Source organism: Streptomyces sp. NPDC102441 (genome assembly GCF_044765585.1).
Classification (GTDB): domain Bacteria; phylum Actinomycetota; class Actinomycetes; order Streptomycetales; family Streptomycetaceae; genus Streptomyces.
This window is the reverse complement of the sequence record NZ_JBIWKH010000001.1, coordinates 568010-581914: the sequence shown is the minus strand read 5'-3', so window position 1 is coordinate 581914 and position 13905 is coordinate 568010. Positions and strand designations below refer to the sequence as shown.

Genomic DNA, 13905 nt, shown 5'->3' with positions numbered 1-13905 from the left:
GTGCAGGACATGACGCAGGAGGCGCGCGTGACTCAGGGACCGCTCACCACGGAGGCCGGCGCTCCGGTGGCCGACAATCAGAACAGCGAGACCGCCGGCCCGGGTGGACCGGTTCTCGTCCAGGACCAGGCGCTTCTCGAGAAGCTCGCCCACTTCAACCGCGAGCGCATCCCGGAGCGTGTCGTGCACGCCCGTGGCGCCGGTGCCTACGGCACCTTCACGCTGACCAGGGACGTCTCGCAGTGGACCCGCGCGAAGTTCCTCTCGCAGGTCGGCAAGCAGACCGAGACCTTCCTGCGCTTCTCGACCGTGGCGGGCAACCTCGGCTCCGCCGACGCGGCACGGGACCCCCGGGGATGGGCGCTGAAGTTCTACACCGAGGAGGGCAACTACGACCTCGTCGGCAACAACACCCCGGTCTTCTTCATCAAGGACGCCATCAAGTTCCCGGACTTCATCCACACCCAGAAGCGCGACCCGTACACCGGCTCGCAGGAGGCGGACAACGTCTGGGACTTCTGGGGGCTGTCGCCCGAGTCGACGCACCAGGTGACCTGGCTCTTCGGCGACCGTGGCATCCCTGCCTCGTACCGTCACATGGACGGTTTCGGCTCGCACACGTTCCAGTGGAACAACGAGGCCGGTGAGGTCTTCTGGGTCAAGTACCACTTCAAGACCGACCAGGGCATCAAGAACCTCACCACCGAGGAGGCCGTCCGCCTCTCCGGGGTGGACCCGGACAGCCACCAGCGTGACCTGCGCGAGTCCATCGAGCGCGGCGACTTCCCGTCCTGGGCGGTGCAGGTCCAGATCATGCCGGCGGCGGACGCGGCCACGTACCGCTTCAACCCGTTCGACCTGACCAAGGTCTGGCCGCACGCGGACTACCCGCCGGTCGAGATCGGCAAGCTGGAGCTCAACCGCAACCCGGAGAACATCTTCGCCGAGGTCGAGCAGTCGATCTTCAGTCCGGCGCACTTCGTGCCCGGCATCGGACCGTCCCCCGACAAGATGCTCCAGGGCCGTCTCTTCGCGTACGGCGACGCCCACCGCTACCGCGTCGGCATCAACGCCGACCACCTGCCGGTGAACCGCCCGCACGCCGCCGAGGCGCGTACCAACAGCCGTGACGGCTATCTGTACGACGGCCGGCACAAGGGCGCGAAGAACTACGAGCCGAACAGCTTCGGCGGCCCCGCCCAGACGGACCGGCCGCTCTGGCAGCCCGTGTCCGTCACAGGCGGCACAGGCACCCACGAGGCGCCGCTCCACGCCGAGGACGACGACTTCGTGCAGGCCGGCAACCTCTACCGGCTCCTGTCCGAGGACGAGAAGGCCAGGCTGATCGACAACCTCGCCGGATTCATCTCCAAGGTCTCGCGCGACGAGATCGCCGAGCGCGCGATCAACAACTTCCGTCAGGCCGACGGAGACTTCGGCAAGCGGCTGGAGGTCGCGGTCCAGGCCCTGCGCGGCCAGTAGCCCTTGCCGTCGGTGGTGGGCCGGATTCCCCGGATTGTTCCGGGGGGTCCGGTCCGCTGTCGTACGCGGGCGCCGGTCAGAGGGCCATCTCGGCGCGGGAACGCCGGACCGGCGCCCAGCACCTGATGATGTCGCGCACCGAGACGATGCCGACGGGGCCGTCGCCGTCCAGCACGATCAGATGCCGGAAGCCGCCGTGCGTCATGGCTTCGGCGGCCTCCTCAAGGGTCCAGGCGGGGGAGGCGAAGACCACGTCGGTGGTGGTGTGGGTGGACGCGGTCTCGACATCGGGGTCCAGCCCGGCGCCGACGGCGTCGAGGATGTCGCGCTCGGTGATGATGCCGAGACCGCAGGTGTCCGGGTCGTGGACGACCGCTGCTCCGATACGGCGGGCCGACATCAGCCGGGCCGCCTGCCGGAGCGTGTGGGCCGGGCCGATGGTCAGGACCAGGGTGCTCATGGCGTCACGGACAAGCATGCGGGGAGCCACCTCCTTCGAGAAGTGAGCTGTGAAGGCCTTCGTGAGGCGATTCACAAGTTCACAAGTGGGGGGACTCTCAGAGTCGCACCCAGGAGGGAACTCAACAAGGGGGTGTGCGCCGTGGCTAGTAGCGCTGGTTGAGATAGCCGAGCAGCTCGTGGTGCAGCAGACCGTTGGACGCCGCCGCGTTGCCACCGCCCGGCCCGGAGACACCGTCCAGGCTGGTGAACTGCCCGCCAGCCTCCTGGACGATGATCGCGTTCGCCGCCATGTCCCACAGGGAGAGCTCCGGCTCCGCGCAGATGTCCACCGAACCCTCGGCGACCATCATGTACGGCCAGAAGTCCCCGTACCCACGCGTGCGCCAGACGGCCCGCGTCAGGTCCATGAAGCCGTCCAGGCGGCCCTGCTCCTCCCAGCCGGTCATCGAGGCGTAGGCGAACGAGGAGTCCGCGATCCGCTCGACCTTCGACACATGCAGCCGCGTCGCGGACGTCAGGCTCCGGCCGGAGAAGGCCCCGGCGCCCTTCGCCGCCCACCAGCGACGGCTCAGCGCGGGGGCGGACACCACGCCGACCACCGGCTGGAAACCGTCCTCGCCCGCCTCCATCAAGGAGATGAGCGTCGCCCAGACGGGGACACCGCGTACGTAGTTCTTGGTGCCGTCGATCGGGTCGATGACCCAGCGCCGTGGACCCGTGCCCTCGATCCCGTACTCCTCGCCCAGGATCGCGTCGCGCGGGCGTGCCCGGTGCAGGTGCCCCCGGATCAGCTCCTCCGCGTGTTTGTCGGCCTCGCTCACCGGGGTCATGTCCGGCTTGGTCTCGACCTTGAGGTCCAGAGCCTTGAACCGGTCCATCGTCGCCGCGTCGGCGGCGTCCGCGAGTACATGGGCAAGGCGCAGATCATCGTGGTAGTCGGGCATGCCGTCACAGTATCCACAGCCACCCGTCCGGGCTACACGGCCCCGCACGGTGCGCCGGGCCGCGTCCACGGCGCGCGGACCCTTGACAGTGCCTCCGAGCGCGTCAACTCTGATGCGCAGGTCCCCGGCGTGGGAGGCGACGATGCCATCGGCGCGAGAAGCACTGCTGGACTCCGCACACTCGGCGCTCTCCACCCTGCCCTGGACGGCCGTGCGCATGGTCGACGTGGCGGCCCGGGCGGGAGTCTCCCGGCAGACGCTCTACAACGAGTTCGGCAGCAAGGACGGTCTGGCCCGCGCGCTGATCCGGCGCGCGGCCGACGACTATCTCGCCGGCGTGGAACAGACGCTCGGAACGGGCCGCACCCGGGGGGAGGGGCCGGCGGAGCTCGCTCGCTGGACGGTCCGGGCGGCCGGTGCGGACGTCCTGGTCAAGGCTCTGCTCACGGGTGTCTGGGGAGAAGGCTTACCCAGACCGGGGGACCCCCCGGCCGGGAGGCGCGCGGAGAGAGCGCTGCCCACGCCCACCGAGCTGCTCACCCTTGTCCGGGACCGGGCCGTGGCCGCACTGGAGGACGGGCCTTCGCCGCGCGACCCCGGTGAGCTGGAGCTGAGCTGCGAGATCGCGCTCCGGCTCGCACTCTCCTACACGCTGGTGCCGGAGCCCGGGCTCAGTGCGCGGAGCCGGACAGCTGCAGACCGATCACACCGATGATCACCAGCGAGATCGACACCAGCTTGAGCGCGGAGACCACGTCGTCGAGGAAGATCATTCCGTAGATCGCCGTCCCCGCCGCTCCGATACCGGTCCACACCGCGTAGGCCGGGCCGACGTCGAGCTTCTTGAGCGCCAGCGTCAGCAGGCCGAAGCTGCCGAGGGCGAACGCACAGAACGCGATCGTCGGCCAGAGCCTGGTGAATCCGTGCGAAAGCTTCAGGCACACGGCGAAGCCGGTCTCGAGCAGTCCAGCGACCACGACCAGCAACCACGGCATCGTCAGGTGCCTCCCACGTAGGTGACGCTTCGTCTCGCTTGCGCGATTATGCCCTTACCAGTCGTGGGAGCCCGCAAACGTGCGCGAGTCGGGCAGCGGCGTCCGCCGCCATGGCTCAGTCGCCCTCGCGCCGCTCCCGCGTCGCCAGCAGTCTCCGCAGCGAGTCGAGCCGTGCCGGATCGGCATGCCCCTCCGCGACCCACGCGTCCAGGGCGCACTCCGGCTCCTGGCCGTCGTGGGTGCAGCCGCGCGGGCAGTCCTCCGTGCCCGGCTGAAGATCGGGGAAGGCGTTGATGACCCGCGAGGGGTCGACGTGGTGCAGCCCGAACGACCGCACGCCCGGGGTGTCGACCACCCAGCCACGGCCGTCCGGCAGCGGCAGGGCGAGGGCCGACGTGGTGGTGTGCCTGCCGCGCCCCGTGACGGCGTTGACCACTCCGGTCGTCCGCCGCCGGTCCTTCGGCACCAGCGCGTTGACAAGCGTGGTCTTGCCGACCCCGGAGTGCCCGACGAAGGCGGTGACCCGGTCGTTCAGCAGCTCGCGCACCTGATCGGCGGCATCTCCGCTCTCCAGCTCCTCGCGGCTGGTCACTATGTACGGGACGCCCAGTGGGGTGTACGCCTCCAGGAGCTCGTCCGCCGAGGCCAGGTCGGACTTGGTCAGCACCAGGAGCGGCGTGAGGCCGCCGTCGTACGCCGCCACCAGGCAGCGGTCGATCATGCGCGGGCGGGGCTCGGGATCGGCGAGCGCGGTGACGATCGCCAGCTGGTCGGCGTTGGCGACGACCACCCGCTCGAAGGGATCGTCGTCGTCCGCCGTACGGCGGAGCACCGACGTGCGCGCACCGATCCGCACGATGCGCGCCAGGGTGTCCTTGCCGCCGGAGAGGTCACCCACCAGGGAGACCCGGTCGCCGACCACGGCGGCCTTGCGGCCCAGTTCGCGGGCCTTCATGGCCATCACCGTACGGTCCTCGACCAGGCAGGTGAGCCTGCCCCGGTCGACGGTGAGGACCATGCCGTCCTGGGCGTCCTCGTGCTTGGGACGTGTGTGCGTACGGGGCCGGTTGCCCTTGGGGTTGGGGCGGACGCGGATGTCGTCCTCGTCGGGGTTCTTCCCGTAGCGGCGCATGTCCTCAGACCCCGCGCCTGCCGGCCGGTGCGCCGGGCGCCCCGGGGGAGACGCCGACGGCGCCGGAGGGTTCCCCGAGCATGCCGGTCCACATGGCCGGGAAGTCCGGCAGGGTCTTGGCCGTCGTGCCGACGTTCTCGATCTCGACCCCGGCCACGGCGAGACCGATGATCGCGCCCGCTGTCGCCATGCGGTGGTCGTCGTACGTGTGGAAGGTGCCGCCGTGCAGCGGACGGGGGTTGATCCGCAGGCCGTCGGCGGTCTCCGTGACGTCGCCGCCGAGTCCGTTGATCTCCTTGGTGAGGGCCGCCAGCCGGTCCGTCTCGTGCAGTCGCAGGTGGGCGACGCCGCTCAGGGTGGACGGGGAGTCCGCGAGGGCGGCGAGGGCCGCGATGCCCGGTGTCAGCTCACCGACCTCGCTCAGGTCGACGTCGATGCCGTGGACCGAGCCGGAGCCGGTGAAGGTGAGACCGTGCTCGGTCAGCTCGCACGCGCCACCCATTGCGGTGAAGATCTCGCGCAGCGCGTCACCCGGCTGGGTGGTCCGCAGCGGCCAGTCGGGGACGGTGACCCGGCCGCCGGTCACCAGCGCGGCGGCCAGGAACGGCTGGGCGTTGGAGAGGTCGGGCTCCACGGTCAGATCGCGGCCCAGCAGAGCGGAGGGGGAGACCCGCCAGACATCGGGCTCGCCGCCCGACTCCGGCTCGTCGACCTGGGCGCCGACCGAGCGCAGCATGTCGACGGTCATCCGGATGTGGGGCATCGAGGGCAGCGCCGAGCCGGTGTGGCGCACCTCGACGCCCTGGTTGAAACGGGGTGCGGACAGCAGCAGGGCGGAGACGAACTGGGAGGACGAGGAGGCGTCGATGGACACCGGGCCGCCGTCCAGCGCGCCCGCGCCGTGCACGGTCAGCGGCAGCGTCCCCCGGCCGTCGTCGTCGATCCGGGCACCCAGGGACTTCAGCGCGCCGATCACGCCGTTCAGGGGCCGCTCGTAGGACCGCGGGTCCCCGTCGAAGTGGACGGGGCCGTCCGCGAGGCAGGCCACGGGCGGCAGGAAACGCATCACCGTGCCCGCGTTGCCCACGTCCACCTGGGCCGGGCCGTGCAGACCTGCGGGGATGACCCGCCAGGCCTCGCCCGAGCCGTCCGGGCCCACGCCCTCCTCGATGCCGACGCCCATCGCGCGGAGTGCCTGGGCCATCAGCAGGGTGTCGCGGGAGCGCAGCGGGCGGCGCAGCCAGCCCGGCTCGGAGGAGAGCGAGGCGAGGACGAGGGCGCGATTGGTGACCGACTTCGATCCGGGCACGGTGACGGTCGCGTCGACGGCCCCGGTCGCTCGGGGGGCGGGCCAGAGGGCGGGGTGCACGGAACTTTCGGTCATGCCCCTCACTTTAGTGGCTCAGCGCAATCCCAGATCCTGAACAAAAGTGCCGAAACCAGGACGTAATACAAGGGTGGTACGGGCGGTCCGGCGCCCGGGCCCCGTCACGCACCCTCACAGCCCGAGGAGCCAGCGCCCGCCGCCGATCAGCGAGCAGAGCGACACCGCGTGGAAGAGGAAGAGCCAGATCGCGGCCGGTGCGTGCGTCAGCCGGGCGAGCTGGTCGGCGTCGGAGTCGGGAGCACCGCCGTGCCTCCGCTTGGACTGCAGCTCGAACGCCGGGCGCACGCCGCCGAGCAGCAGGAACCAGACCACGGTGTACGCGAACGCCGACTGGACGTCGGCCGAGGTCAGCCAGGACACCAGCAGGAAGGCCGTACCCGTGAAAATGACGGTCAGCGCCCCGTACAGATTGCGGATCATCACCAGCATCACCGCCAGGAGCGCGGTCGCGAGCCACAGGAGGAGCGTGATGCGGCCGTTGGTCAGCAGCCAGGCGCCGCCGAGACCGAGCAGCGGTGGCGCTGTGTAGCCGGCCGCCGCGGTGAGGATCATGCCGATGCCGGTGGGCTTGCCGCGGCTGACGGTGAGGCCGCTGGTGTCCGAGTGCAGCCGGATGCCGGACAGCTGGCGTCCGGTGAGCAGGGAGATCAGGCCGTGCCCTCCCTCGTGCGCGATGGTGATCGCGTTGCGGGAGAGCCGCCATATGAGGTTCGGGACCACCACGACGAGCGCCACCGTGGCCGTGACGACCACCAGCCACTGCTCGGGTGCGGGCTGGGTTCCGAAGACGCGATCCCACAGATCGCCGAGGTCGGTGCTGTCCATGGTGCGGGCGGCTCCTTGAGGTGCTCGGCGGATGGGCATCCACTCGAGTGGCGGGTCGTGGCAGTCTGGCACTTATGTGCGGACGGTATGCAGCGAGTCGGCGGCCGGAGGATCTGACCGGGCTCTTCGGCGTGGAGAAATGGGAACCCACGGAGACCTTGGAGCCCGACTGGAACGTCGCGCCGACCAAGGAGGTCTACGCGGTCCTGGACCGTCCTGTGAAGGACGCGGACGACCAGCGGCCGGTTCGCCAGCTGCGTGCCCTGAAATGGGGACTCGTGCCGTCCTGGTCGAAGTCGCCGGAAGGCGGCGCCCGCATGATCAACGCCCGCGCGGAGACCGTCCACGAGAAGCCGTCCTTCCGCCGTCCCTTCGTGTCGAGGCGCTGCATCCTGCCCGCCGACGGCTACTACGAGTGGGTCACGGGCACCGACGAGCGCCGGCTGGAGGAGAAGGGGAAGAAGAAGCGGCCCCGCAAGCAGCCGTACTTCGTGACGCCCGCCGACGGCTCCGTCTTCGCCATGGCGGGCCTGTACGAGTTCTGGCGCGACCGGACGCTCCCCGACGCCCACCCGGGGGCCTGGTGGGTGACCTGCTCGGTGATCACCACCGAGGCGGAGACGGCCCCGCTCGCCGTCGCCCCCGCGGAGGGGCCCGCCTCGCTCTCCGACATCCACCCCCGGATGCCGCTGATGCTGACCCCGGACCGCTGGGACGACTGGCTCGACCCCTCGCACACCGGCATCGAGGAGCTCAAGGCGCTGCTGGAGCCGCCGCCAGGCGGGCTGATGAGGGCCTACCCGGTGGCCACCTCCGTGAGCAACGTCCGCAACAACGGCCCGGAACTCCTGGAGGAGCTGGCCGCGCCGGAGGTGAGCACGCTCTTCTGACCCGGCAGGATGGGCACTGTGAGCCGTACGACAGGGACAGCGCGGAAGACCGAGAGCGTCGAAACGGACGCCGGAGTGGCCAGGATCACCTGGATCCCCGCGAAGGGGGCCCGTCTGGTGCTCGCCGTCAGCCATGGCGCGGGCGGCGGCATCGAGGCCCGGGACCTCCAGGCCCTGGCCGGCGTGCTGCCGGGCCGGCGGGTGACGGTGGCCCTGGTGGAGCAGCCCTGGCGGGTGGCAGGGAAGAAGATGGCGCCCGCGCCCCGGACCCTGGACACCGGCTGGCGGGGGCTCTGGCCGGCGCTGGAGGCCCCGGGGCTCCCCGTCGTCGCCGGGGGACGCAGCGCGGGGGCCCGGGTGGCCTGCCGTACGGCGGCGGAGCTGGGCGCCCACGCGGTGCTCGCCCTGAGCTTCCCGCTCCATCCCCCGGGCAAGCCGGAGAAGTCCCGCGCGGACGAGCTGCTGGGCGCGGGCGTCCCCACCCTCGTGGTGCAGGGCGGCCGCGACCCGTTCGGGCGCCCGGAGGAGTTCCCTCCGGGGGACCACCGGCTCGTCGAGGTGCCGTACGCGGATCATGGCTTCGCCGTGCCGAAGAAGGCGCCGCTGACCGGGGATCAGGCGATGGATCTCCTCGCCGGCGCGGTGGGGGAGTGGCTGGACGGGCTTCCGACCACGTAGTCCCGGCACCCGGGCAGGCCTGGGAATGCGCCGTGCGGGGTGGCTGTTGTGCGTGGTGTCGGTACAGCACCGACCTACGTGGAGAGGGAGTCCGTCGCATGGGTTCGACCATCTGCCCGAGCCGCTCGAACGCCGCCGAACTGGAGTGGACGGTGCTTCACGCGGCCAAGAGCACTCCGGCGCGCGCCCCGGTCGGAGCCGATCGACAGCACGCGCAGAAGCAAGGTCGACTATTCTCCGATGCGAGCGGGTCCGGTCTCGGTTCCGCCACATCGTTGGAGGAGGTGGGTCCGGTCACTGGGACCGACACAGGGACCGACGACGGCCGTGCGCAGGAGACGACTGCCGAGCGCAACGCGCGCTTCGAGCGGGACGCCCTCGGATATCTGGACCAGATGTACTCGGCCGCGCTGCGCATGACGCGCAATCCCGCGGATGCCGAGGACCTGGTGCAGGAGACGTATGCCAAGGCGTACGGCTCCTTCCACCAGTTCCGTGAGGGCACGAACCTCAAGGCGTGGATGTACCGCATTCTCACCAACACCTTCATCAACTCGTACCGCAAGAAGCAGCGTGAACCCCAGCGGAGCGCCGCAGAGGAGATCGAGGACTGGCAGCTGGCGCGTGCGGAGTCGCACATGTCGACCGGTCTGCGCTCGGCGGAGTCCCAGGCACTCGACCACCTGCCGGACTCCGACGTGAAGTCCGCGCTGCAGTCGATCCCCGAAGAGTTCCGCATCGCCGTGTATCTGGCCGATGTAGAGGGCTTTGCCTACAAGGAGATCGCGGACATCATGGGGACACCCATCGGTACGGTGATGTCCCGGCTGCACCGGGGACGCCGTCAGCTGCGCGGCATGCTGGAGGACTACGCGCGTGAGCGCGGACTCGTCCCGGCCGGAGCCGGTGAGTCGGACGACAGGAAAGGCTCGGCCTCATGAGCTGCGGAGAGCCGCACGAGACGGACTGCTCAGAGGTTCTCGATCATCTCTACGAGTTTCTCGACCATGAGATGCCCGAGGGCGACTGCACCAAGTTCGAGGTGCACTTCGAGGAGTGCTCCCCGTGCCTGGAGAAGTACGGCTTGGAGCAGGCCGTGAAGAAGCTGGTCAAGCGCTGCTGCGGACAGGACGACGTCCCGGCCGACCTGCGCTCGAAGGTGATGGGGCGGATCGACCTGATCCGCTCCGGGCACGCCGTGCCCGAGCAGGACGTGGCGGTGGACAGCGCCGACAGCCCGGCCACCGCCGAGTGACGGTTCTCCACCCGCGCTCCGGAACCCCGGCTGTGTCACCCGAATGTGCTAATCCGGCCCGTTCGGGCCCTGGCCGACCCCCAACTCGCTAGCCTGGCGCCTCCATTGACCAGGCTGGGGGCGGGCGGTACGGGTGAGGGGCACACCGGGGGCAGCGCGCTTCCACATCCTGTGTGCGGCGTTCTGCGCCGCACTCTGCGCCCTTCCGGCACTGTCTCCCGGGGCGGCGACACCCTGGGGCACACTCGCGCTCCTCGCCGTGCTCTACCTCGCCTGTGAACTTCCGGGCCGCTGTCCCTTCTTCGGCAGCTCCGTGCCGCTCAGTGCCGGATCGTTCTTTCCCCTGCTGCTCGCCGCGGCGTTCCTGCTGCCTCCCTCCGCCGCCGCCCTCGTGGCCGTACCCGGCGCACTCGCGGGGAGGGTGGAGCGCCCGCCGGCGACGGCCCGCCGTGTCTGGCGGGCCGCCCAGCTCTCACTGACCGTGGGGGCCGCCTCATGGACTTACGCGTTCCTGGGCGGCCCCGCCACGCTCGGCGGATCCTCGGGAGACGCCGCGCCCGATCTTCCGTACGCCCTCCTCCCGGCCTGTGCGACGGCGCTCGTCTTCAGCCTGGTGCTGGCCGCGCTGGACGGCGGAATCCTCGTCACGGCCGAGCGCGTGGCCGTCAGGCACGCCTGGCGCGGGCTGCCGGGCCGCTCGGTCGGGCCCCATCTGGTGCACGCGCTCGCGGGGCTGATGATGGCCGTCCTCTGGCACAGCTCCTACGGTCCGCTGTCCGCGCTGGTCGTCCTGCTGCCGATGTACATCTCCTGCTGGGTCTTCGCGCAGTACCACCGCGAGCAAGCCGCCCACCGCGCCACCATCAGGGCGCTCGTCCAGGCGGTCGACATCAAGGACGGATACACCCGGGGGCACAGCGAGCGGGTGGGGCGTGCCTCCGAGCTGATCGCCCGTGAACTGGGCATGGAGGAGGAGCGGATGGAAGCCCTCCGCTTCGCCGGCATCCTGCACGACGTCGGCAAGCTCGGCGTCCCCACACGGGTCCTGCGCAAGGAGGGGCCGCTCACCCCCGAGGAGCGCCGTGTCATCGAGCTCCATCCGGAGTACGGCCACGAGATCGTCCGGGGCATCGGTTTCCTGGACGAGGCGCGCGCCGCCATCCTGCACCACCACGAGCGGCTCGACGGCAGCGGCTATCCGTACGGCCTCGCCGGGGACCGGATCCCCGAGTTCGCCCGGGTCGTCGCCGTCGCGGACGCCTTCGACGCCATGACCTCGACGCGCTCCTACCGACGCGGGCGGCCCGTCCCCGTGGCCGTCGAGGAGCTGAGGCGCTGCGCGGGAAGCCAGTTCGACCCGCGCATGGTCCGCGCGCTGGCGCGCGCCCTGGACCGCCACGGCTGGTCCGCCGCGGCCAACACGGTCACCTCGGACGAGGAACCCGCCGGGCTGCCGCGCCGGCGGGCCGGCGCACAGCAGCCCGCCACCGGGGCAAAGGACCGGCCGGGACAGCCCAGGTGACCCCGGCCCACCTGCCGCCGGCCGTCCTCGCGGTCCGTGGCGCGGCGCTCGCCGTCGCGCTCGTCGCGCTCGGGCACACCCTGTGGAACGGCGTCGTCGAGCCCGGCCATGCCCTCGCCTTCGGAGTCCTCGTCACCGTCGGTGAGCTGGCCCGCTGGGGCGCGCTGCCCGGTGAGCGCGAGCCCGCGCCGCTGGGGGCGGCGGGGGCACTCGCGTACGCCCTGCTGGGGCGCAGCGCAGGGCAGGAGACGGCGCACGGTGTGCTCCAGGTGATCACCGTCGTCGTCGCGGCGCAGCTGCTCGCCTCCGTGCCCCATATGGCACGGGGCAGCGGCCCCGGGCCTGACCAGGCGGCCCGCCGTGTGCTGGCCGTGGCCTTCGCCGCCGTGTGCTTCCAGCCGCTCCACCATGCGGGCCGGACGGAGCGCTGGTTCGGTGAGGGGCCGTACTTCGCTCTCTTCCTGCTCGTCCTGCTCGTGCTCACCGCCCTCTGCGACGCCGTCCTCGCGGCGGCCCTCGCGGCCGGGACCTCCCGTCCGTACGGGCCGCAGCTCCGGGACGAACTCCGCGCGCTCAGCGGCATCGGCTCGGCGGTCTGCGCGACCGGTGCCGTGATGGCGCTGGGGGTCGCCGTCGCGGGGCTGTGGGCGCTGCCCGTCCTGTGCGTACCGCTGCTGCTCACCCAGGTGTCGTTCCGCCGGTACGCCGCCGTCCGTACGACGTACCGGCAGACCATCGCGTCGCTGGCCCGGTCCACCGAGATCGCGGGCTACACCCCGCACGGGCACGCCCGCAGGGTGGCCGGACTGTCGACGGCCGTCGGGCGTGAGCTGGGGCTCACCGGCCCCGAGCTGACCGTGCTGGAGTACGCGGCGCTGATGCACGACATCGGCCAGCTCTCGCTCGTCGACCCGGTGGCCGACGGGGCGACCGCCGTGCTCCCGGCCGCCGAGCAGCGGCGGATCGCGCTGCTCGGAGGAGCGGTGGTCCGGCAGACCGGTGTGGACACCGCGGTCGCCGTGGTGGTGGAGCAGCAGGCGGATCCGTACCGGGAACAGCAGACCGCCGCGAGGATCGTCCGCGCGGTCAACGCGTACGACGACCTGTGCGGGGAAGGCGTCAAGGGGTCTCTTGGGGCCCTGGAGCAGCTCAGGCTCGGCACGGGCCGCGACTACCAGCCACGGGTGGTGGAGGCACTGGCCAGAGTCCTGGCGCGGGGCGGTCTGACCCGGGCCGGGACTGGGTAACCCATGGGTAATGAGCGAGCGTCCGGCCGGGCATGGTTGGATGCGAAGGAGAGCGGAAAACGAGGGTGTCCAGTCGGGACAGGCGGGAATCGTGAGGATCTTCGGGAAGGTACGGCATCGGCCGTCCGCCTCTTGGCGGCAGGCCACGGACCGCGCGTTCACGCTGATCGGCGACGGCCGGTACGAGGACGCGGGGGCGCTGCTGACACGCGCGGTGGACCTGGAGCCCTGGCTCTCCGAGTCCTGGTTCAATCTCGCGCTGCTGCACAAGTTCCGGCACGACTGGGAACAGGCGAGGGCCGCCGGCCTGCGCGCCGTCGCCCTGCTCGACCGGGAGTCCGGAGCCCCGGACTGGTGGAACGTCGGGATCGCGGCCACCGCGCTCCAGGACTGGCCGCTGGCGCGCCGGGCCTGGCAGGCCTACGGGCTGAGAGTGCCGGGCAACGGCCAGCACAACGCGGCGGCCAACAGCGAGCCCACGGGCATGGAGCTGGGCAGCGCGGCCGTGCGGCTCTCGCCCGAGGGCGAGGCCGAGGTCGTCTGGGGCCGCAGGCTCGATCCTGCCCGGCTGGAGGTGCTGTCGATCCCGCTGCCGTCCTCGGGGCGGCGCTGGGGCGAGGTCGTCCTGCACGACGGGGTGCCGAACGGCGAGCGGATCACGGTGGCCGGGCCGTCCTACCCGGTGTTCGACGAGATCGAGCTGTGGGCGCCCTCTCCCGTGCCCACCTGGGTGGTCCTCCTGGAGGCCGCCACCGAGGCCGACCGGGACGCGCTGGAGCAGCTCGCCTCCGATGCCGGATTCGCCGCCGAGGACTGGTCGTCCTCCGTGCGGCTGCTCTGCCGCGCCTGTTCGGAGAGCCGGATGGAGAGCGACGAGGGCGACGGCGAGCACCTGGACCCGCACGACCACAGTGAGCCGGGTCACCCCGGGCCCCTGGGCCACCGCACCGCCGGTGACCTGTGGGTGCCGGAGCGTGAGTGCGGCATAGCGGCCCCGGCCGGGCTGGTGCGCGGTCTGCTGGACGGCTGGGTGGCGGACAGCCCGGACAGCCGCGAGTGGCGGGATCTGGAAGAAGTCTGCTGACC

General features: G+C 71.4%; 15 protein-coding genes. 9 read left to right on the top strand and 6 right to left on the bottom strand.

The window, feature by feature from the left end:
- Window positions 1–27: 27 nt before the first annotated feature.
- Window positions 28–1482 carry a catalase gene (locus ACIREO_RS02715; RefSeq protein ID WP_404104007.1) on the top strand — a complete coding sequence of 485 codons (1455 nt, stop codon included), beginning with the start codon at window positions 28–30 and terminating at the stop codon, window positions 1480–1482.
- A gap of 76 nt (window positions 1483–1558) precedes the next feature.
- Here ACIREO_RS02715 and ACIREO_RS02710 read toward each other — a convergent pair whose 3' ends face one another.
- The gene (locus tag ACIREO_RS02710; RefSeq protein WP_404104005.1) at window positions 1559–1960 is read right to left on the bottom strand and encodes a cyclic nucleotide-binding/CBS domain-containing protein; all 402 of its coding nucleotides are present in this window, start codon (window positions 1958–1960) and stop codon (window positions 1559–1561) included.
- A 127-nt stretch (window positions 1961–2087) separates the two neighbouring features.
- Complete coding sequence (gene hisN / locus ACIREO_RS02705; protein WP_403991133.1) at window positions 2088–2888, bottom strand: histidinol-phosphatase; 801 nt, start codon at window positions 2886–2888, stop codon at window positions 2088–2090.
- 142 nt (window positions 2889–3030) lie between these two features.
- Here hisN and ACIREO_RS02700 point away from each other — a divergent pair, with 142 nt between their 5' ends.
- Window positions 3031–3603, top strand: coding sequence for a TetR/AcrR family transcriptional regulator (locus ACIREO_RS02700; protein ID WP_404104002.1), 573 nt, complete (start codon window positions 3031–3033; stop codon window positions 3601–3603).
- Here the strand turns inward: ACIREO_RS02700 and ACIREO_RS02695 are convergent.
- From ACIREO_RS02695 to ACIREO_RS02680, 4 genes are all read right to left on the bottom strand, one after another.
- Window positions 3560–3883 carry a DMT family transporter gene (locus ACIREO_RS02695; protein ID WP_404103999.1) on the bottom strand — a complete coding sequence of 108 codons (324 nt, stop codon included), beginning with the start codon at window positions 3881–3883 and terminating at the stop codon, window positions 3560–3562. The two genes, ACIREO_RS02700 and ACIREO_RS02695, sit on opposite strands and share 44 nt — an antisense overlap.
- Window positions 3884–3998: 115 nt before the next feature.
- A complete protein-coding gene (gene rsgA, locus ACIREO_RS02690; RefSeq protein WP_404103997.1) occupies window positions 3999–5015 on the bottom strand; it encodes a ribosome small subunit-dependent GTPase A in 1017 nt (338 codons plus the stop codon).
- Between the two features lie 4 nt (window positions 5016–5019).
- Window positions 5020–6399, bottom strand: a complete 1380-nt coding sequence (gene aroA / locus ACIREO_RS02685; protein ID WP_404103995.1) for a 3-phosphoshikimate 1-carboxyvinyltransferase — start codon at window positions 6397–6399, stop codon at window positions 5020–5022.
- A 114-nt stretch (window positions 6400–6513) separates the two neighbouring features.
- Window positions 6514–7227: a M50 family metallopeptidase gene (locus ACIREO_RS02680; protein ID WP_404103992.1), complete on the bottom strand. Its 714-nt coding sequence runs from the start codon at window positions 7225–7227 to the stop codon at window positions 6514–6516.
- A 74-nt stretch (window positions 7228–7301) separates the two neighbouring features.
- On the opposite strand from ACIREO_RS02680, the gene ACIREO_RS02675 reads away from it, so the two are divergent.
- From ACIREO_RS02675 to ACIREO_RS02645, 7 genes are all read left to right on the top strand, one after another.
- The gene (locus tag ACIREO_RS02675; RefSeq protein ID WP_404103989.1) at window positions 7302–8117 is read left to right on the top strand and encodes an SOS response-associated peptidase; all 816 of its coding nucleotides are present in this window, start codon (window positions 7302–7304) and stop codon (window positions 8115–8117) included.
- Between the two features lie 9 nt (window positions 8118–8126).
- Entirely contained in the window at window positions 8127–8795 is a 669-nt protein-coding gene (locus ACIREO_RS02670) for an alpha/beta family hydrolase (RefSeq protein ID WP_404103987.1), read from the top strand.
- Window positions 8796–9079: 284 nt separating this feature from the next.
- The gene (locus tag ACIREO_RS02665; RefSeq protein ID WP_033298180.1) at window positions 9080–9736 is read left to right on the top strand and encodes a sigma-70 family RNA polymerase sigma factor; all 657 of its coding nucleotides are present in this window, start codon (window positions 9080–9082) and stop codon (window positions 9734–9736) included.
- Window positions 9733–10050 (top strand): mycothiol system anti-sigma-R factor, encoded by a 318-nt coding sequence (gene rsrA, locus ACIREO_RS02660; RefSeq protein ID WP_404103985.1) that lies wholly within the window; start codon window positions 9733–9735, stop codon window positions 10048–10050. The genes ACIREO_RS02665 and rsrA overlap by 4 nt, the downstream gene beginning before the upstream one ends.
- Before the next feature lie 133 nt (window positions 10051–10183).
- Complete coding sequence (locus tag ACIREO_RS02655; protein ID WP_404103982.1) at window positions 10184–11572, top strand: HD-GYP domain-containing protein; 1389 nt, start codon at window positions 10184–10186, stop codon at window positions 11570–11572.
- Window positions 11569–12819 (top strand): HD-GYP domain-containing protein, encoded by a 1251-nt coding sequence (locus ACIREO_RS02650; protein ID WP_404103979.1) that lies wholly within the window; start codon window positions 11569–11571, stop codon window positions 12817–12819. Before ACIREO_RS02655 ends, ACIREO_RS02650 begins: the two co-directional genes overlap by 4 nt.
- A gap of 91 nt (window positions 12820–12910) precedes the next feature.
- Window positions 12911–13903: a tetratricopeptide repeat protein gene (locus ACIREO_RS02645; RefSeq protein WP_404103977.1), complete on the top strand. Its 993-nt coding sequence runs from the start codon at window positions 12911–12913 to the stop codon at window positions 13901–13903.
- Window positions 13904–13905 lie beyond the last annotated feature (2 nt).